Below are 20,075 nucleotides of genomic sequence, written 5' to 3'. Positions count from 1 at the left end.
TGATGGAACAACTCAACAACAAACACTTTTTGTTGCTAAAAATAACCAATAACGAGTTTTTGCAAAGTGGTAGAACTAATGAGCATCGTTTTGGTATCGAAGGCGGTACGTTAGGCAGTAACTCAAACAGTGACTGGTCAATTCAGGACCTTTATCTCGGTATTCCCGGTATTCATACCCAAATTGATTATAAAGAAGGCGCTTTCTTTATTTCACTGATTGGCAAATTGTTAATCGTCAATGATGCCCATATAACCGAGCGTACTCAGGTCATCAAGTTACAGCACGGAGATAAGATCCAGATTGGTCAGCTAATTCTTTCGGTCAGAATCAGTTCTAATCCTGAATTACTGATTGATCCGTTAAGCACAACGCCAGAGCAAATTATCTCTTCACACAGCTCACCAATGGAAGACATTTTAAATAGCCCTGCATCGGGTGCTTCACTTCATGATTCAGACGGGTTTGACACAGCAGATAAAAATCAGATTATCGACCCGCTTAAAGCTATTGAGTCTGACTCATTGAGCCCGATCAGTTCTTTTTATGATGATTTAACCACTAGCCAAGCCAATCACTCAACAATAAAGCGTGATGATTACCGTTCAGAGATACAACAAGGAGACGTCAGTATGAGTAGTAATTTTGTTCAAGTCCCACACGTGGCGTCCAATAAAAATCTGGTCAGTACTAACCGTAATATTTCGGAACTTCATCTCGGGTTAGCCCCGTTACTCAGAGGTATCGGCGTTAATATTTCACTGGAAAATACTGATGAAGCTAATGCAATTTTAGAAGAACTAGGCGAAACAATTAAAGCTTCAATTGAAGGATTACTCAAGCTGCAGCAGTCCCAAAACATCTTAAATGATAAGAATTTACGCGCGATTGAAGATAATCCACTTCGTCTGAACCTTAGTTATACCGATACCATGAATCTGCTATTTGCAGAACAAACCTGCTCCGTACACCTTTCCGCGCCTGCCGCCGTTGCTGAAAGCTTAAGTAACGTTAGCCTGCATAATTCAGCCAGCCAAGCGGCAACACGTTATGCACTCTCCTCAATGCTTGATGCTTTTTCACCTGAACAGCTACTGAATAGATTCTCAATCTATCGACATAGCCGTAAAAGAAATGAAATGGATGGCGCATGGTCATGGCATATGTATTGCAGCTATTTCAATGAACTTTCATCGAACCGCCAAACCGGGTTTGAGAAGCTCTTCTGGGAACATTATGAACAAGAATACGACCGGGAGCTGCGCAGGCTGAATCAGGAGAAAGAGAAGAATGCGTAAAAGTCATTTTTTCTTTCCACTGTTGCTCATTATCACCGTACTTCTGACGGGATGTGAAACAACGCAAAAACTTTATGAGGTAATTAAAGATCCGAACGTGCCGGTTGGTTATCCATCAGGAAAACCCAGTGAGATATCTCTAACGTTCCTCACTGATACAGATATCAATCCCAACCAGAGTGGGGAGCCAACCCCTATTGAAGTTCAGGTCATTTACCTTAATGAAGATTCTAAGTTTATGGCGATGGATTATGACCAATTACTGAATGACGGCCCAGAGAAAATGCTAGGAAAAAATTATGTCAATCATCAGGACTACTCCCTATTACCGGGCCAGTTTAAACCCATGCCTGTCGTGAAATTAGAACCTGAAACACGTTTTATTGCCGTTATTGCACACTTTTCCGATATCGAAGGTTCTCAGTGGTCTGACATTATTGAAGTCGAAAGCGTCGGGAAAAATGAAACGGTCATGATCCACATTCGGGCCAATGAAGTTGAAGTTAAAAAGGAAGATAAATAATCATGGGAACACATAGCAATGTCGTTTGGGTTAACGGTGCCGTTCGCCCACAACACTTTCAACAACAACAAAGGTTTTATGATTATTTACTGAGCCATCAACTCAATACGTTAAACAGTTACTTTTATGGTTTTAGCCATCTGGAAGTTAACCGGGAGTTTCTGAGATTAGGCCGCATAGGTATTACCTCGGCCTTAGGCGTCATGCCTGACGGTACTTTGTTTGAACTGCCATTTCAGGACCGAATGCCCGATCCGTTAGATATCATTAACTTAAATGATGCGGCAAGCGGCGAGATCTATCTTGCTCTCCCTATCCGCAATAACTCTATTGGCATTATTGATACGGCTCAGGATCTAAAAACCGGTAATACCCGATATATACAAGCATCTAACGATGTCCGTGATGTATATGGTCAAAATGGCGATGTCCGTGAGGTTCCGGTTGCCATGCTGGCTCCTCGCTTAATGCAGGGTTCTGAGGATCTGAGTGCTTATACCACTTTACCGGTATGCCGAATCAGGGAAAAGAAAGCGGATGGCACATTAGTTCTGGATGAAGATTTTATTCCTACCTGTAGCTCTGTCGCTGTATCTCATAGCCTTTATGATTTTCTAGGAGAAGTTGCCGGTTTGATTACCGAGCGGGCAAAACAGTTATCTCAACGAATCAGCGCTCCCGGCCAACAAGGGGTTGCTGACGTTGCCGAGTTTATGATGTTGCAGTTATTTAATCGCATGCAACCAATCTTTGTTCATTTAGCAAAACGTAGTTCAGTTCATCCGGAAGATTTATATCGTCAGTTGGTGCAAATCTGCGGTGAATTAATGACCTTTACCGATGAATCAAGAGTATCACCCGTTTTTGCTCACTATGACCATGATAATCTGTCCTATACCTTTCAGGAATTAATGATTATTACCCGTCGGGCACTAAGTACCGTACTAACGCCAAGAGCCGTATCTATTCAGCTATTTAAACGCACGCATGGCGTATCTGATGGTGTTATTCATGATAAGCAGTTACTGACAAGCGCAGACTTTATCATCGCCGTCAAAGCACGTGTACCGCAAGAACAGTTACTGCGGCTATTTACCCAGCAGGTCAAAATCACTTCACCAAACAGAATTCGCGATTTGGTTAGTATTCAGATCCAGGGGGTGCCATTAAAAGCGCTGAACGCAGCACCATCTCAGTTGCCACATCATTCGGGTTATACCTACTTCCAGTTGGATACTCAGTCTCCTGCATGGGACGACATTGTTGCTAACAGTGCCATCGCATTCCACGTATCAGGTAGTTTCCCTGAGTTGGATATGCAGTTCTGGGCAATAAGGAGTAAATAAAAATGGGCCCAAATAGCAACAGTATAAGAGCATCGGAAAGCCTTGCTCAAAACACATTCTCACTCAGAGGTGAAAGCATTAATCCGATGATTGATGCTGCAACGCCTCTGCTTGGTATGACTCAACGCCTTAGGGATATCACTAATTTAGATAATGCCGACATCGTTTATCGTCAGGTCGTGAATGATATTTCAGCGATAGAGCAAATCCTGCAAGAAAAAGGCTATGAAACAGGCGCTATTGTTTCATTTCGCTATGTTCTTTGTACGTTTATCGATGAGCTTGCTATGCAGCATCCATGGAGTGCCCAGAATAACTGGGGGACACACTCCCTGTTAGTTAAGTTTCATAACGAATCTTGGGGTGGAGAGCGCGCTTATATACTGCTGGACCGCCTAATGGGCGAACCTAAACGATACAAAGATCTATTGGAATTTATCTATCTCTGTTTTTGCCTTGGCTTTCGTGGTCGCTATAAGGTCGCAACCGGCGGTGATGATGAATTTAGCCGGATCTTCCGTCGGTTACATAATCAGATATTGGCATTACAAGACGACACCGGCGGCACATTACTTCATCAAGGAAAACCGATAAAAGAGTCTTACAAACTGAGTAATCGGTTATCCATTAAACGTCTGTCTATCGGCCTATTTGCCGGTTTACTGGTTATTTACGGCTTTTACTTTTTCAAATTGCATAGCCAAAGCCAGGATATTTTGACGCAGCTTAATAAGCTATTGCACTAAGGGAGCTAGAAATGATCAGAGTTGATATACCTAAATTGGTCGCACAGTTTAATCCAATCAGTAAACAAATATTAGAAACTACAGCGACCTTGTGCGTAAGCCAGCAAGAGTCAGAGATCACCGTATCTCACTTTTTGCTTCAATGCTTAGATACGCCTTTGTGTGACGTGCGGATTATTTTTGAGAAAGCCAAAGTTGACTATGTCACGGTAAAAAACCTATTAGAAAATCGCTTTAATAATCATAATAATTTTAATGACACGCCCTCTTTTTCACCGCTGTTGGTGGAGTGGTTTCAAGATGCTTTACTGCTCTCTACCACCGAGCTTCATCAGGCGAAAATTCGCAGCGGAGCATTATTGTTAGCTCTACTGCATAACCCAAGCCGTTATGTTTCTCAGCAAATCACCCAGCACTTACTGACCATTAATTCAGAATTACTGAAAAATCAGTTTGAACTCTGGACCCAAGGTTCCGCCGAAAGTATCGTTGAGAACAGCCAACAGACTAACGGCCAAGCGGCTAATTCGGATTCATCCCTATTAGCCCGCTACGCCTCTAACGTTACCGCTCAGGCTCGTGACGGTAAGTTAGATCCAGTACTGTGCCGTGATGAAGAAATTGATCTGATGATTGATATTCTCTGTCGTCGTCGAAAAAATAACCCTATCGTAGTTGGTGACGCTGGCGTCGGTAAAAGCGCCCTAATTGAAGGCCTTGCGCTACGGATTATTGATGGTCAGGTTCCCGATAAGCTTAGAGGTACTGAGCTGATGAATCTAGACCTTGGTGCGCTTCAAGCTGGCGCGTCGGTTAAAGGCGAGTTTGAAAAACGCTTTAAAGGCGTGATGGCTGAAGTTATTCAGTCGCCGACTCCGATTATTCTATTTATTGACGAAGCCCATACGCTGATCGGCGCAGGCAATAACGCCGGTGGTTTAGACGTATCAAACCTGCTCAAACCGGCTCTGGCGCGCGGCGAACTCAAAACTATTGCTGCGACCACTTGGAGCGAGTACAAAAAGTACTTCGAAAAAGACGCTGCGCTCTCCCGTCGTTTCCAACTGGTCAAAGTTAACGAACCCAGCGCTGATGAAGCTATCATCATTATGCGTGGTCTGCGCCACATCTATGAAGAATCACACGGCGTGTTGATTGACGATGATGCGCTACAGGCATCGGCACTGTTAAGCGACCGTTATCTTTCTGGCCGTCAATTACCGGATAAAGCCATTGATGTACTCGATACCGCCTGTGCCAGAATTTCAATTAATCTGACCTCCCCACCGCGTCAGGTTTCTGCGCTGAAAAACAAAATGCACCAACAGCAGGCCGAAATCGTTCTGCTTGAAAGGGAGCAAAAGCTCGGCCTGAATGATTTTACTGAGCGTTTAGCCGAACTCAATCAACAGAACATTGATGCAACTAATGAACTCACTGAAATCGAAAATCTCTGGAGACAACAGCAGAAGTTGGTCCATAAAATTATCGAATTAAGAGGGCAGTTACTGGCACCGGAACAGGCCAATAATACTGAAGCCCAAGCATTGGGTAGTGAAGTAAATAGTACAGTTAATCCATCTGTTGATAGCGAGATTGATTCTCTACTTTCAATTCCAGAACAACTGTCGCGGCTAACCCAAGAACTGGCAGAGCTGCAAAAGCAGGACATTCTGGTTTCTCCTCATGTAAATAAATCTCAGGTGGCCAGCGTAATTGCCGAATGGACAGGCGTTCCGCTTAATCAAATTTCACAAGATGAGTTAAAGGTTGTTACTGAGCTCCCTCAATACTTAAATAAGTCAATAAAAGGCCAGGATTTAGCCATTGCCCACCTTCACCGGCATTTACTAACCTCCAGAGCCGACCTTCGTCGCCCCGGAAGGCCTTTAGGTGCATTTTTACTGGTCGGCCCGAGCGGCGTAGGTAAAACCGAGACCGTTGTTCAGCTAGCTGATTTGATGTTTGGCGGGCGCCAATATCTGACGACCATCAATATGTCTGAATTTCAGGAAAAGCACACAGTTTCCCGACTGATTGGCTCTCCTCCCGGTTACATTGGCTATGGTGAAGGTGGCGTGCTTACCGAAGCTATCCGCCAAAAGCCATATTCAGTCGTTTTATTAGATGAAGTTGAAAAAGCCCATCCTGATGTGCTCAACCTTTTCTATCAGGCCTTTGATAAAGGTGAATTAGCCGATGGTGAAGGCAGAATTATTGATTGTAAGAATATCGTCTTCTTCCTGACCTCCAACTTAGGTTATCAGACCATTGTCGAATATGCCGATAAGCCTAATGACATTATCGACCAACTTTATCAGGAATTAGCCGATTTCTTTAAACCTGCGCTGCTGGCACGAATGGAAGTCATTCCTTATCTGCCACTGTCACCGGATACATTGAAATCGATTATCACTGACAAGCTGAAACGATTGGATACGGTACTGCGTAAACGCTTCAAGGCTGAAGTGGTGTTCTCCGACCAAGTAGCAGAGGAAATCCTTTCCCGTTCAACACGCACGGAAAACGGGGCACGGATGCTTGAATCTATTATTGACGGAGCATTGCTCCCTCCGGTCTCTTTGTTATTACTTAACAAATTATCCGCCGGAGAACCCATTAATAGCATCACGTTCGGCATTTCGGGAAATGAATTTATGGCAGAGGTTGAATAACCTGATGGCTATGTCAGTTGCGCATCCTGATTTGCAACGTTATCGGCCTCTTTTTAACCAAGGAAGCCTTAAGATGAATAACGTCATCCAGTACAGCATTCTTGCGTTTTGTTTAAGCATCGGCTCTGCTTTGGCAGAGCCTACCGATGTAGAAAAACTCAGCGCGTTAGCCGCATGCTCAAAGGAATCATCCGCCTTGAACCGGCTTGACTGTTATGACTCAGTTATGCGGCCATTGGCCGTGGTTATCAATACGGACGCGCAGATAAAACGTAGTCAAAGTTGGTTATCAGCTTACGCTCAGGAAAAAGATCGCCATGAAAACGATACGGATTTCTTAGTCACTAATAGCGGAGGGGATAATCCTAAAGTCTTATTAACCTCTCCCGCTTTAGGGCGACAGCCACCGAGACCGGTTTTGGTATTCAGCTGCATCGACAATATCACTCGAATGCAAATTATGCTGGCTGCACCAATGACTAACGACAGCAGTGCGATAACCTTAAGAACCGGCAAAGAGATCATAAAAACCAATTGGTTCTCTCGAGATAATGGCTATGTATTTGAAGCCAGCAGAGGGTTGCCGGGTATCCAAGAAATTCAACGTTTAATCCATGGTGACACACTGACAATCGAATCAAGCGATCCGTCACTGAATGGACTGGTGTTCAATTTATCGACTTTACCTCAAGCGATTGCGCCTTTGCGCTCAGCTTGCCGGTGGTAACATGGCAGGAAGTAGATGGAACTTATAAACAACCACCCTTGGCGTGAAATTATGCTTAGCGACATCGTTGATGTGGGACGTAACGTTAATGAGAGTAATGCTAACTGGGAATATATTGATACGTCAATTGCCGCAATGGGTACGATTGCCCATGCCCAACTCGATATTGAGAAGATACAGGAACGCGCACTTCTTTTATTAAAAGAAACCAAAGATATGCGGGTTGTTGCCCATTTACTGCGTACTCTACAGCATGGCAAAAAACCGCATGAAATAACCTTAGCGCTAGCGTTATTTGCTGACTACATAGAAAATTTCTGGCAAACAGCTGCGCCTCAGCCACGCTTAAAGCTACGTTTATTTAAACAGGTTATCCAGCGTTTTGCACAAGCGCAGTCAACGTTTGAAACTGAGTCTACATCGATTGAACAAGAAGTTATTCGCGTTCAATTAGACAGAATCAAATCCTATTTTCTGAACCAGAATATTCAGCTTGATGACGCTTTCATCGACCTGGATAGGGCTTTAACTAATATCGCGACTAAATCTGCAGAAAAAGCGGAACGCGCAAGCTCAGAAAATACCGAAATTTTAGCCCAAAGCTCATCTGCAGAATCAAAATCTGATTTACCTCCGGCCCCCAATATTACTATCAGTCAGCATAGTGATACGGAATGGAAAAGAACATTAATCAAAGTTACTGAAATTCTATTTGAACGCAATCGGGGCGATTCAATTAGCTTTCGCCTACGTCGCCATGCCATCTTCTCTGCCCTTTCAGAACCCATGAATAATGATGGTATTACCGACCTATCCCCCATGCCTGCTGACCGGGTAGCTGACTATAAAAGCAACATTGCTAAAACAGACTATGCCCAGTGGTTAAAAATCGAAAACAACTTAACCGTGATGCCCTTCTGGCTTGAAGGCCATTACATTTCAGCGCAAATCGCGCTGCATCTTGGTCACTCGGATACGGCGAATGCAATCAAAGAAGAACTACAGCAACTGTTGTTACGGTTACCAATGCTGATCGACTTTAAGTACAGCGATAAGAGCGCTTTTATCAGTAAAGACATGCACAGTTGGCTTAGTGAAAAGAAAAACGTTCAGCAAGGAGACGTGTCTCTCGCGGCCAATAGCCTGCTGCAATGTTTGAACGATCAAGGATTGGAAGAAGCGCTTAAAATGCTCAATGCACAACCAATAACGCCTGAATTGCGTAATCAATTTCATCAACAGTATCTTAATGCTCAGCTTTTTGCTCATGCTGGGTTTAATACCATTGCACAGCAGCAGGCTCAGAGCATTTTATTAGCTTGTCAAAACCTGACTTTATCTGAGTGGGAGCCTTCATTTTTCGAGGCTCTTTCCGATATTGCAAATAATAATAACTAATTGGAATAGGAGTCCAAAAACATGAAGTTGCCTTCAATTCTTAGATTAGTTAAACCTAAGTTGCCAAAATTCAAAGCCTCGGTTGCATTACTGCTGGTTATCTTTGCCGTTGTTTCGCTGATATGGCTATGGATATGGGGCCCTGAATGGAAAATTGCAGAATATACCCCTTTTGCCTCTCTGGTTACCCGCCTATTGATTACTGCACTGTATATCATTGTTTTTATCGGGTGGTTAGTCTGGCTCATGGTAAAAAAACTGCAACAGTATGAGTCAATGCAGAAGGAGTCCAAGCAGGAGGTTAAAGATCCTGTCAGCACAGATATTCACTTTCAGCAGCGCTATTTATCCCACTGGCTAATCAGACTTAAGCGACACTTTAATCATTCAGCAAATGCTGTTTATCAAATGCCTTGGTATTTAATGCTGGGTGATGAAGGGAGTGGAAAAACAACCTTACTCAAAGAGAGCTGCAAGCTAACCTCGCTGTATGATGTTGAGGAGACTGCCGATACGCCTAAGCTGCATGTTAACTGTCAACTCGGCGAACAGGCCGTGATCATTGACATCAACGGCTTATTGGTGAGCCAACCTAATGATAGTGACTCCGATAAACCAAAGTTGTATAGCCGTCTTTGGCAATCATTACTTCAGTGGCTAGTGTCTGAACGCAATAGGCAGCCGTTAAACGGCATTATATTAACCATTGATATTCATAAATTTGTTTCATCAAACAAAAGCCAGCGGGAGCAATATATTGCCACCCTGCATCAACGGTTAGTTGATATTGAAAATACCTTACAGTGTAAATTACCGCTGTATGTCGTATTTACTAAGATTGACCTCTTCTATGGCTTTGAAGCCATATACCAGTCGTTAAATAAAGAACAACGCGACTCGGTATTAGGCGTAACCTTCACGTTAGATAGCAACGCTAAAGAGTGGGCAACTGAACTCTCAACCTTCTGGAAAAGCTGGATTCAAAAGATCAATGCCGCGATGCCGGATATGATGCTCAATAGCGTTGACAGCAATCAGAGAAGTTCGCTGTTTACCTTTAGCCGCCAAATGAACGGCATTAAAGATTATGCACTCAATCTGCTTGAATCACTGCTGTTCAATATTGAACAAGAGCAGATATCGCTGCGGGGCCTTTATTTCACCTCATCGATTCAAAAGGGGCAAATGGACGATTTGTTCGTCAAATCTGCCGCTGCGCAATATAACTTAAGCAAACAGCCATATCCTACCTGGCAGGTTTCTCAAACTCTGCCCTACTTCACTAAAGATCTGTTCAGCAGCGTGGTATTTGCTGAACCTAATATTGCTGGTGAAAATGCACAGTTTAAAGATAAGTCGAAGAGAAAGTTGATTACTTTTTCCGCCTGTAGCGCACTCTTAACGGTTGGATTAATAGGAATTTGGCAATATTATTATCTGGAAAATTATCGTGCCGGTGAAAAGGTTCTGTTACAGGCCAAAGCCTTTATGGATATCCAAATATCGGATGAGAAGGACTACTACGGTAATTTACAGCTTCCGTTGCTTAATCCGTTGAGCGAAGCCATGTTTGCTTACGGCAATTACCACGACCGTAACCACATCTTTGCCGATTCAGGTCTTTATCAGGGTTACAGTATTGGCCCTTACGTTGAACAAACCTACTTACGGTTATTGCAGCAGCGTTACCTACCGGCCGTGATGGACGGACTGTTTGTTGAACTTAATCAGGCACCAAAAGAAAGTGAGCAAAAACTTGGTATATTACGCATCATCCGTATGATTGAGGATGAGTCTGGCCGCAACAAACCGTTAGTTCTGCAATATATGCAAGATCGTTGGAGTAATAAGTTTAAAGGCCAGCGTGAAATGCAGGAACAGCTATACGGTCATCTTGACTATGCGATGCAGCACGTTGAATGGCGTAAGGCCAGAGAGAATGGTGACAAGATTGCCCAAACGGCATTCATGCCTTATCAAGACCCGATCAAAGCTGCACAGGCAGAACTAAGCAAACTATCGGTTTATCAGCGTGCTTATCAAAACTTACGCATTAAAGCTCGAGACGTGTTACCTAACGATTTGAATTTAAAAACTCAAATTGGAGCCAGCTTTGATACGGTCTTTGTTGAAACTAACAGCAAGCTGTTAAACGTACCTAAATTCTTAACCCACTCAGGGTTAATGAACTATTACATCAAGCAAAACGATCATCTGATTGAACTGACATCCATGGACAGCTGGGTACTTAATCTCACACAGAACGTTGAATACAGTGACGCAGATCGGGATGAGATAAAGCGCCAGATAACCGAGCAATATCTTAGCGACTATACCAGTACCTGGCACGGTGCTATCAGCAATATCAGTATTCAACAGTTTGATGACATTCCGACCGCTATCAGCGCGCTTGAGAATATTATCAGTGGTGAGCAACCGTTCAAGAAAGCACTACAAATATTACAGGAAAACACCCAACCAATTAATCCGGCGTCAGAAAAGGATAAGCCAGAAATCGTTGCTCAAGACCGGTTACTGATTAATCGTATACACCGCGAGTTCGCTAAAGAAACGTCGGTACTTGATGAGTCAAATAACCAAATGAGCGCGATTCAAAACGCAACTCAAAAGTTAAGTGACCTGCACCGCTACCTGCTGGCGATACAGAATGCACCGTCTCCGGGCAAAGCGGCTCTTAAGGCCGTTCAGCTTCGGTTAAACCAAAACAATAGCGATCCCATTTTTGAAGTACAGCAACTGGCAAAAACGTTACCGGAGCCTTTAGGTCGCTGGATGAATGAGCTGGCTAGCGAAGTTTGGGACGTTATTGTTAAAGAAGCGATTCAATCTCTTGAGCTGGAATGGAACGAAAAGGTCGTCAGCGAATTTAATACCAATCTGGCAGACCGTTATCCGTTTAATCCGCAGTCAGGCAAAGATGTAGCGCTGAGTGATTTTGACCGCTTCTTTAAACCGAGCGGAACAATGGATAGTTTCTATCAGGAAAATCTGAAGGTATTCGTTGAAAATAACCTGCTGCAAAGTTCGAATAATAGCTCGCTGATCAGAGCCGATGTGATTAATCAGCTCAGAACGGCAGAGCGAATTCGCCGAACCTTCTTTAATCCTCAAAACGGATTGGGCATTCAATACGCTATTGAGCCGATTGAAATGTCAGGCAACAAACTGCGCAGCGTGCTGAACCTTGACGGTCAGTTAATCGAGTACAGCCATGGCCGCAGCAATAAAGTGCGTTTAATTTGGCCGAACTCGATGAGAGACGGTATCGAAAGCAAAATTACGCTGATGTCGAATACTAACCGCTCACCGAAGAGTTTAACCACTCAGGGCGTTTGGGCTCAGTTACGATTAATCGATGCCGGTCAGTTAACTGACATTACCGAGTCATCTTTCAAAGTGCGTTACAACGTAGACGGTGGTTATGTTGTCTATCGCGTCTATGTTGACGGCTCTGACAATCCGTTTGCCGGTGGGTTATTCAGTAAATTCAAACTTTCTGAAACGCTCTATTAACCGTATACCCCCTCGGCTATTTCGCCGGGGGGTTAAGGAAATATCGTGGAAAATAACACTTTTCGATTTATTCATACCGGTGGCGATCCCCGCTCTTTTGAAGAATTCGAAGCTATCAGAACAGAGATAAATAAGCTAAGCCACGTCAAACAACCGACCGTTGACTGGCAGGTTATTGAAACCTCAGCTATTGCCCTATTTGAGAAAAACGGCGTTGATTTACTCACCGCCTGCTACTACACCTACGCTCGAGTCAATAAGAACGGACTGGCGGGTTTTGTTGAAGGCTGCGAGTTAGTTGCCGCTTTGGTCGGCTACCAATGGGAGAATTTATGGCCACCTCAGTCATCAGCCCGCACTGATTCATTAAACTGGTTTAATGCCCGTATCGGCAGCCTGATACGCAAACAAACCTTCGGGAATCAAGACATCCATCTGCTACAGCGTGCCAGCCTAGCCCTGGAACTGATCTCAAATAAACTACAGCAGGTTTCATTAGAGAAGCTGCCCAGAATTGAGAATCTCTATTTCTTTATTCAAAATACAGTCAGCGATCTTGAAAAGCAGCAGGCTCAGGCCGCGGCCAACGCAACGCCACATACGGCATCACTTATTTATATTGCCCAAGGCGACATAAAAGAAAGCTTAAGCAGTATCGATGGCATTGTGATTCCGCAGGAGATTCCGCCAGAACCGCCGGCAGAACCAATAGTACCAGTCTCTAAAGTAAAGCCTTGGCATGGTTTGGTTTTAGGAGCGCTTGTCGCATCGGTTATTGCCTATGTTTATATCGAATTTCAGACTAACCAGCGCGAGCTTACCGCAATGGCCAGCGGCCCATCATTAGATTGGTTCATTAAACAAGATAACAACTCGCCAAGATATCTCATCCAACAGGCAGATAAATCTGAGGTTAAAAATCTGGAAAAAACCGTGCTGAGCAGCTACAAAGCTCAGCTGAGTAAACTGTCAGATTTCTCACCGCTGTCAGCCTATTACTATGGTGATAATTTAGTGTATACCGCCCAGCAGCTCTGGCCCGACTCAGTAGATCAGAAAGAGCTGACAAGCTTATGGCAGAAGCAGCGCCAATCTAAATCACCCCCGGAACTTATTAGTGACAGCTATATTTATACTCAAAATAATATCAGTACGCTGCTAAAAGAGATCAACGAAGCTGACTCCAAAGATAAATATGTTACCGTCGGGCGAATACGAAATGTGCTGTTAGACACTCAAAAACATCTGCGTGATGACGTTCCGGTTGAAGAGATATTACGGATAATGGAACAACAGAAGCTACAGGGCACTACAATATCACCTCAAATTAGGCAACAGATGGACCTTAAGCTTCAAGCTTTAATAAACCGGTACTATCAGCTCGAAAACAAAAACTAATCTCTAAATACAAAAAGGGTTTGTCGATGACAAACCCTTTTTGTTGAATTCTAAAACTAATTAATGTCTCTACCGTGAGTACTTTTCATAGCGGGTAGATAAATCCCGCGAGGCAAACTCATAGGCATTGCGTTTAAGTTCATCTATTTGAGTGGCCTGAGTACCTGCTGAACTCTGGTTATTAAATGACGACTGAACAAATTCCCGTTCCGTATTAGTTGGCGAGTAAGTCACCCAATTGCCTGTTTTTACATCAACTAAAGCAAAGCGGAGCAGATAACGAATGGATTTAGTTTCTGACGGCATTTTACCGCCGGTATAAGTACTCCATACCGTCATATTGGTTTTATCATCGACTTTGCCCGTCTCAAGGGTTCCCCAGTAAACAATAATTGCCTTTTGTCGGCCTTTAGCTCCGACTAACCGTAGTGTTCTCATATAGTTATTTTGGATCACCGGCTCATCGCTCTTACGATTAATTCTTGCTTTGGTCGGCGGAACCCCTGAATTAACCGAAACTCGATAATATTTACTCATCTCCAACTGCATTTCTGAATCCGGCGTTGTGGCACCTGACTGTACTAAAATAACCGGTGAACGGGCGGGTAACACAAAACCTTGTTCCGCCTGAGCAATTGCCCGTTGGATATCTTCTTCGGTTATTTCATGATTAAGATTGCTGTCAAAAACATCTTCATCAGTTAACTGAGCTTTATTTACTTTGGCTGCAACATAGGTAGGATTTTTAGATGCCGGCTCTGAAGTACACCCGGAAAACATAAATAAAGTTGGTATAAAAAGTACGGAAAGAGGAATTCCTCTTTTTAGCTTATTCAACATAACTGACATCCCTTTTCATGGTCGGAAACACGCCCGAAACTATATGGGATAATATACCGTATTTAGCGGTTAAAAAACATCAAGAATTGATGATAACTGACTGATAAATAGATTAATCGGCGCAATAAAATCACCGATAATAATTAGGATGAAAATCAGAGTTTTCTTGAGGTTATTAAGCGAAATTATTTTGTGTTTCAAGAGGGATAATAGTCAGATAATGCATGATACTTCGACTTTTATCGATACGGAAAGCTACCTATAAATTTGGTTGAAATATCATCATGATGGCTCTCGTTTACTGCCCCCGAATAATCGTAGTTAAAATAGAGAATCGCAAAATTAATACGCCGCTCAACAAACTGCTTTCCGGCTTTTTCAATCTGCTCAGATACATATTCGTAATATGAGCATTCCATACCTTCCAGTATGCTGTTGACCGGTTCAAAACAAGAGAGTTCCAAAAAATCCTCATCAATAAAACCGCCATTATTGATATGGTACTGATGAGAGAATTGAGAGCCCAATTGGTCACCGTCTTCGGAGTAAGGGATAAGAATATATTTTTCCAGGCTTTCAGTTGTTGGAGAGTAACCTGCCCATATAGATACGTGATTGTCTTTTTCCATTAATAATTATGTCCTTATTATATTTACTAAACAATTTCAGTTCTCAGTTCTACATACTCTTTAAAAAAATCAAAGAATCTAGCGGATATTTTTCGCTCAATACGCCTATTAAATAAGTTATAACTTACGACGCTGCCGTATTCTCTATCGGTGTCCACGGCCAGGTGCAGTTTTCGCCAGACACGGCGCTTTTCCTGACCGTGCTTTTTCACCTTCCACTCGCCTTCACCGAAGACTTTTAAGTCAGTGGAATCGATAACCAGATGAGCAATCTCGCCGCGCATGGGATTTTTAAAAGGGATGCAGACGGACTTAGCCCGTCTGCTGACGCAGGAATAATCCGGGCAACGAAGCGGGAGCTTCATTAACGTAAAAATGGAATCAATAAATCCCTGAGCGGCACGTAGCGTGAGGCGAAAGACGCGTTTGAGCATCAGTACGGTGGAAATAGCTAACGTAGAATAACGTTGTGGACGCCCCCGTGAAGACGTTTTTAGCTCGTCGTACCAGGCCTGGATGGCCGACTCATCAAGCCAGAATGTCAGCGATCCACGATTAACGAGAGCCTTTTTGTAGGCCGCCCAGTTAGTGATCTTGAACTTTTGCTTTGCCATGGGATACCGCTACAGGATCAGGAATGTGATGATCTGATCCTGATTGCAGCCAGAAGTTCGATTTATTCAACAAAGCCCTATTTAGACTTTTCAGGTTAGCCATTTATTTAGCTAATTTTAAATTAATATATTTTTACACTCCAATCAGGCTACATAATTTTATATACTAACTGTTTTTACAAAAGATGGTTTTTTTTTCCAGATACTGCCATCGGGCAGTTTTGGAAGTAATAAATAACCAGCAAAATATTTTTCTTCAAATAATAATGATTGCATCCCATTTTTATCAAACAACTCCCCCTCATAATAACAATATTTCTCTGAGTCAGGTAATTCCACCAATTCACTTAGATTCATGCCTATAAATTCATTAATGAAACTCTCAACTTCAAATAAAGACATCCTAGACGAACGCCATAACCATCCTTCGCCTTCACCAACCATACCAAGAGGCTCAAATTCCACCTCAACTTCAAACTCATCATCTGTAATATAAAAAAATTTAAGAGATACAATAATTTCATTTAACTCATCACTAATTTTCTCCCTATACAATAACTTAGAAGATAATTTTTTCATATCAATCATATTATTCCCCTCTTATCAAAATAGCTGATATCACTCTTTCAAGCTCCCCATCCAATTGTTTTTCTCTAATTGTTAAATTGAAATGGGCACTATACATATGATCTCGATTGCCTAATGTATGGACAAAAACTTTATCCTCTGGATTATTAATATTAATAAGATCTCCTCTATATGTACCCATAACCAGGGATATAATCACCGCCTCCACCGGGCCTTAAATCAGGCATATTATTAATAATATTCCTAGCCTCATAAATATCATCGACCCAGATATCATTGCCACTTCTTAACTCTTCAATTTGCCTATCAAGTTTTGTCCTAAAAATAGATGGTGAGCCATCTGGAGATGAAATATTCGGTTCTGGATTGCGATCCCCCGTAGAGTTACTCGGCTGTCCAGACATCCCCTTTAGCCCAAATGGATCGACCCTTCTTATTGGATTCCCATCTACATATATATAGACATTCAACCCACCTGCTAACTTAATCGGGTCAGCCGTCAAATACCGCCCCAAGGCCGGATCATAATACCGATTTAAATTGTAAAAGAGCCCTGTCTCTTCATCTGCATACTGCCCCTGAAACCGCAGGTTAGTCTCTATAATTAACCGGTGGTCAGCTTATTTAATTAAAATAGCACCATATTCAATTGGGTTAAAATTATCAGGCCATTGGGTATTTTCATTGTAGATAGCTTTATTAAAATCAACATTTAAATAGCTTTTAAATTTTAAACTTGCACCACATACATCACACTCAGAAAAATCCACTTCATCTACAATAGCATTATTAAAATTTGATTCCTTTAAATTTGAACGTCTAAAATTCGCAAATTTTGCAACCACATCACATAATTTCGCATTAAACAGGTTCACCTCCATTAAATACGAATTTATTAAAACTGAATTATTTAAATTTGCATTAACCATTAAAGAACCATTAAATATGGTATTTCTTAAATAGCAATCAATGAATAATGCACTATCCAAATTCATATTTAAAAAGATAGCTGTATGTAAATTAAGATTACTAAAATCCCAACCAACCAACGTTTCTGATGGAATTTCAAGTAACTCCCCCGTTTCAAATTCTATTGTTATCATTTTTTATCCCAATCATTTGGTGATACTTTCAATTTACCTACAAGTTTTTTAAATTCCAATTTAAATTGCGGTAATACCCCTGGTTTCACTTCTGGCATTTTTCCAAAAATTTTACCTACGACATACCGATGATTTCCTTCAGTAATCACATTCCCATCCATACTAATTGCTGGAGGAACTTCACCGCTTTGTAATCTGTCGTAATAACGCTGGATCATTGGCAAAGAAACCTCGTTCTGGACTGTTTCTGTAATATCTCCATTTAATGCATCTTGAATGGTTTTTTCATCGATATCGGATCCAGTCGTAGATCTCTTTACTTCAGGTTCAGGATTGCGATCCCCTGTAGGCTTCCAATCATACCCCGGCATGCCCTTTAGTCCCAACGGATCTATCAACCTTACCGGATTTCCATCAACATAAATGTAAGGGTTCAACCCACCAATCAACTTAATCGGGTCAGCCGTCAAATAGCGACCTAATCGCGGGTCATAATACCGATTTAATTTATAAAAGAGCCCGGTTTCTTCATGCGCATACTGTCCCTGAAACCGCAGATTGGTCTCGACTCTCAGTCGACGTTCTTGCTGCTGATGCTTGTATCATAATGTTACTATTCAGATAATAGCTTAACCGACTAACTAACGGATTCTATGTGATGCAGAACTGATCTCTTACGTCAATGTGAGTTCGCCGCAACGTTACGCTGGCTCTGGCACAGTGGGCAGAAGACCATGGCGTGATGCTGGAATTTATCAAGCCGGGCAAGCCTACGCAAAACGTTTTTATTGAACGGTTTAACCGGACGTACCGAACAGAAGTACTGGATTTTTATCTATTCAGAACACTGAATGAAGCCGGGAGATAACAGAGAACTGGCTGAATGAATACAACAGTGAGCGACCTCATGAATCCCTAAATAACCTGACATCGGAAGAATACCGGCTGATGGCTAAAAACCCAGAAATCTCAAAAAAATATTTGGAACTAATACAGTTGATAAAACCACCACAGAATTATGGATAGTAATTCTGTGGTGCGACACGATGCTGTTCCTGTGATTGTTTCAGTCATTATGAACCTGCTGGAAACCACCTGACTGAATGGGTGTCAAACCTTGCCAGTGGCTACACGGCTTAGCTACCTAGCCCCATTTTCGCTGCTGCTTGACACAGAATTCTGAACATCCTCGCCGTTGAAATTATGGACAAGGTCTCTCGGGATTACCATCCAAAATATTTTCTGGGAAATTCTTTCTTATTCTGTTTTCTACCGCACCTCTTCCCGATACTAACATTTTAGGGTACTTACTATACTCATCAGGTGCTAATCGTCTAATGAAGTCATCATTAATATAAAGACTCCCAGCCACATTTCTTAAAGATGAATCTTTATATTGTTCCGCTACAAGATGGTTTCCTATTAAAATCCAATCTCCTTTCTTGATCATTTCTTGACTTGTATAAATTAACTCACAAAATGAATCAGAGTAATTAAACTCATCGTTGGAGGAAGTTAAACAAGTTTGATAAACACCCATCTGAATGACATTCTTATATTTCTTAGAAACAAATAATACTTGTGCAGGAACTATACCTACTTTTGCTATGGGAATCATAATAACATCGCCCACACTAATTTTTGTTGTCATTTTGGAGTTTCTCCTAGTATTTCCAATGTTGTTCTAAATAAATTTGGATATAACTTGATATCGTAACTTGCTGCATTCGGATTTTTATCGGAGTATGAACGTATAACGTTCAGTAATGGAGTATTCTTATCTTGTGATTTTGCCCCACCATAATAATCCATCAAAGACTGTTCCAGTGCTTTAGCTTGCTCTTTTGACAAATTATTTTCCCATAGAATCTCAGCTTCCAATTCGTGTTTATCATCGCTGCGAGAATGGGTTGTAGTTCTTGCTTCGGCATCCCCCCTACCAACATATTTAACATCACTGTTTTCATCCCTTAAAACGTATACTCCTTGACCATCAGCCTTGTCGTAATTCTTGCCCGTCCCCCCTGAGGATGTCGGTAATTTGGGCTCTCCAGTACTGGCCGAACTATTCTCAAATCCTGTCGAACTTTGCTTAAACAGCCCCAATGGGTCTATCCAGCTTACCGGATTGCCATCCACATAAGCATACTGATTTAATCCACCCGCCAACTTAATCGGGTCAGCCGTCAAATACCGCCCCAAGGCCGGATCATAATACCGATTTAAATTGTAAAAGAGCCCAGTTTCCTCATCCGCATACTGCCCCTGAAACCGCAGGTTGGTCTCTACTCTCAGTTCGTGTTCTTCCTGCTGATGCTGAGTTTCGGTTTGAACCTGCCCATAGGCATTATAGGTACAGCTATAAACCAGTGAACCTAAACTATCGGTAAGACTGTGCGGTGTACCTAAATGGTCATTCTGATACCAGAACGTTCGGGTTTTCTGATTCTTTCTGGCATTACCTTCCACTAACGCCAGAGGCCGGTGGCTGCCTGGTTCATACACATAGCTACGCCAGACAGTGTCCTTATCCGAACACTCGGCTATCAGCTTACTGCCCTGCCAGATAAACTCGGTCTTCTTACCGCCGACCGTTTTACTGGTACGCCGATTAAAGGGTCTATTTAGCTTACCGTTATCATTAATGAATTCTTCA

General features: G+C 42.4%; 17 protein-coding genes and 3 pseudogenes. 10 read left to right on the top strand and 10 right to left on the bottom strand.

All coding sequences use genetic code 11. The annotated features are described in order from the left end of the window. Positions 1-2: 2 nt before the first annotated feature. The 9 genes from tagH to YWE_RS29045 all read left to right on the top strand — a co-directional run bounded on the left by tagH (position 3) and on the right by YWE_RS29045 (position 13,645). Complete coding sequence (tagH, locus tag YWE_RS0114955) at positions 3-1,298, top strand: type VI secretion system-associated FHA domain protein TagH (protein WP_029095274.1); 1,296 nt, start codon at positions 3-5, stop codon at positions 1,296-1,298. Continuing rightward, a complete protein-coding gene (gene tssJ / locus YWE_RS0114950; protein ID WP_029095273.1) occupies positions 1,291-1,821 on the top strand; it encodes a type VI secretion system lipoprotein TssJ in 531 nt (176 codons plus the stop codon). The genes tagH and tssJ overlap by 8 nt, the downstream gene beginning before the upstream one ends. Before the next feature lie 2 nt (positions 1,822-1,823). Continuing rightward, positions 1,824-3,167: a type VI secretion system baseplate subunit TssK gene (gene tssK / locus YWE_RS0114945; protein ID WP_029095272.1), complete on the top strand. Its 1,344-nt coding sequence runs from the start codon at positions 1,824-1,826 to the stop codon at positions 3,165-3,167. Positions 3,168-3,169: 2 nt separating this feature from the next. Continuing rightward, complete coding sequence (gene icmH / locus YWE_RS0114940) at positions 3,170-3,913, top strand: type IVB secretion system protein IcmH/DotU (RefSeq protein WP_029095271.1); 744 nt, start codon at positions 3,170-3,172, stop codon at positions 3,911-3,913. Positions 3,914-3,924: 11 nt separating this feature from the next. Further along, complete coding sequence (gene tssH, locus YWE_RS0114935; RefSeq protein ID WP_029095270.1) at positions 3,925-6,588, top strand: type VI secretion system ATPase TssH; 2,664 nt, start codon at positions 3,925-3,927, stop codon at positions 6,586-6,588. 73 nt (positions 6,589-6,661) lie between these two features. Then, positions 6,662-7,315, top strand: coding sequence for a type VI secretion system-associated protein VasI (gene vasI / locus YWE_RS0114930; protein ID WP_029095269.1), 654 nt, complete (start codon positions 6,662-6,664; stop codon positions 7,313-7,315). A gap of 15 nt (positions 7,316-7,330) precedes the next feature. Continuing rightward, entirely contained in the window at positions 7,331-8,713 is a 1,383-nt protein-coding gene (gene tssA / locus YWE_RS0114925; RefSeq protein WP_029095268.1) for a type VI secretion system protein TssA, read from the top strand. A gap of 21 nt (positions 8,714-8,734) precedes the next feature. Further along, entirely contained in the window at positions 8,735-12,247 is a 3,513-nt protein-coding gene (tssM, locus tag YWE_RS0114920; RefSeq protein ID WP_029095267.1) for a type VI secretion system membrane subunit TssM, read from the top strand. Between the two features lie 45 nt (positions 12,248-12,292). Continuing rightward, a complete protein-coding gene (locus YWE_RS29045; protein WP_051323361.1) occupies positions 12,293-13,645 on the top strand; it encodes a VasL domain-containing protein in 1,353 nt (450 codons plus the stop codon). A 69-nt stretch (positions 13,646-13,714) separates the two neighbouring features. Here YWE_RS29045 and YWE_RS0114910 read toward each other — a convergent pair whose 3' ends face one another. The 8 genes and pseudogenes from YWE_RS0114910 to YWE_RS29040 form a co-directional block, all read right to left on the bottom strand. Then, positions 13,715-14,485, bottom strand: a complete 771-nt coding sequence (locus YWE_RS0114910) for a lipoprotein YafT (RefSeq protein WP_029095266.1) — start codon at positions 14,483-14,485, stop codon at positions 13,715-13,717. Between the two features lie 239 nt (positions 14,486-14,724). After that, positions 14,725-15,114: an immunity 22 family protein gene (locus YWE_RS0114905; protein WP_029095265.1), complete on the bottom strand. Its 390-nt coding sequence runs from the start codon at positions 15,112-15,114 to the stop codon at positions 14,725-14,727. 149 nt (positions 15,115-15,263) lie between these two features. Further along, positions 15,264-15,728: pseudogene (locus YWE_RS27425) on the bottom strand (IS5 family transposase); the annotation flags it as partial. A 159-nt stretch (positions 15,729-15,887) separates the two neighbouring features. Further along, complete coding sequence (locus YWE_RS0114895; protein ID WP_029095264.1) at positions 15,888-16,316, bottom strand: hypothetical protein; 429 nt, start codon at positions 16,314-16,316, stop codon at positions 15,888-15,890. Positions 16,317-16,483: 167 nt separating this feature from the next. After that, positions 16,484-16,720, bottom strand: a complete 237-nt coding sequence (locus YWE_RS31470; RefSeq protein WP_227659972.1) for a hypothetical protein — start codon at positions 16,718-16,720, stop codon at positions 16,484-16,486. An 18-nt stretch (positions 16,721-16,738) separates the two neighbouring features. Beyond that, positions 16,739-16,906 (bottom strand): annotated as a pseudogene (locus YWE_RS31465) (RHS repeat-associated core domain-containing protein); the annotation flags it as partial. A 30-nt stretch (positions 16,907-16,936) separates the two neighbouring features. Beyond that, positions 16,937-17,419, bottom strand: a complete 483-nt coding sequence (locus YWE_RS0114885) for a pentapeptide repeat-containing protein (RefSeq protein ID WP_029095262.1) — start codon at positions 17,417-17,419, stop codon at positions 16,937-16,939. Next, the gene (locus YWE_RS29040) at positions 17,416-17,976 is read right to left on the bottom strand and encodes an RHS repeat-associated core domain-containing protein (RefSeq protein ID WP_248595858.1); all 561 of its coding nucleotides are present in this window, start codon (positions 17,974-17,976) and stop codon (positions 17,416-17,418) included. Before YWE_RS29040 ends, YWE_RS0114885 begins: the two co-directional genes overlap by 4 nt. A 143-nt stretch (positions 17,977-18,119) precedes the next feature. On the opposite strand from YWE_RS29040, the pseudogene YWE_RS29660 reads away from it, so the two are divergent. Then, positions 18,120-18,410, top strand: a pseudogene (locus YWE_RS29660) (integrase core domain-containing protein); the annotation flags it as partial. A gap of 210 nt (positions 18,411-18,620) precedes the next feature. On the opposite strand, the gene YWE_RS0114875 reads toward YWE_RS29660, so the two are convergent. Next, entirely contained in the window at positions 18,621-19,070 is a 450-nt protein-coding gene (locus YWE_RS0114875; protein ID WP_029095260.1) for a hypothetical protein, read from the bottom strand. After that, positions 19,067-19,924 (bottom strand): RHS repeat-associated core domain-containing protein, encoded by an 858-nt coding sequence (locus YWE_RS0114870; RefSeq protein WP_029095259.1) that lies wholly within the window; start codon positions 19,922-19,924, stop codon positions 19,067-19,069. The genes YWE_RS0114875 and YWE_RS0114870 overlap by 4 nt, the downstream gene beginning before the upstream one ends. Positions 19,925-20,075 lie beyond the last annotated feature (151 nt).

The sequence above is a fragment of the Budvicia aquatica DSM 5075 = ATCC 35567 genome (assembly GCF_000427805.1).
Classification (GTDB): domain Bacteria; phylum Pseudomonadota; class Gammaproteobacteria; order Enterobacterales; family Enterobacteriaceae; genus Budvicia; species Budvicia aquatica.
This window is presented reverse-complemented; position numbering and strand designations above follow the sequence as displayed.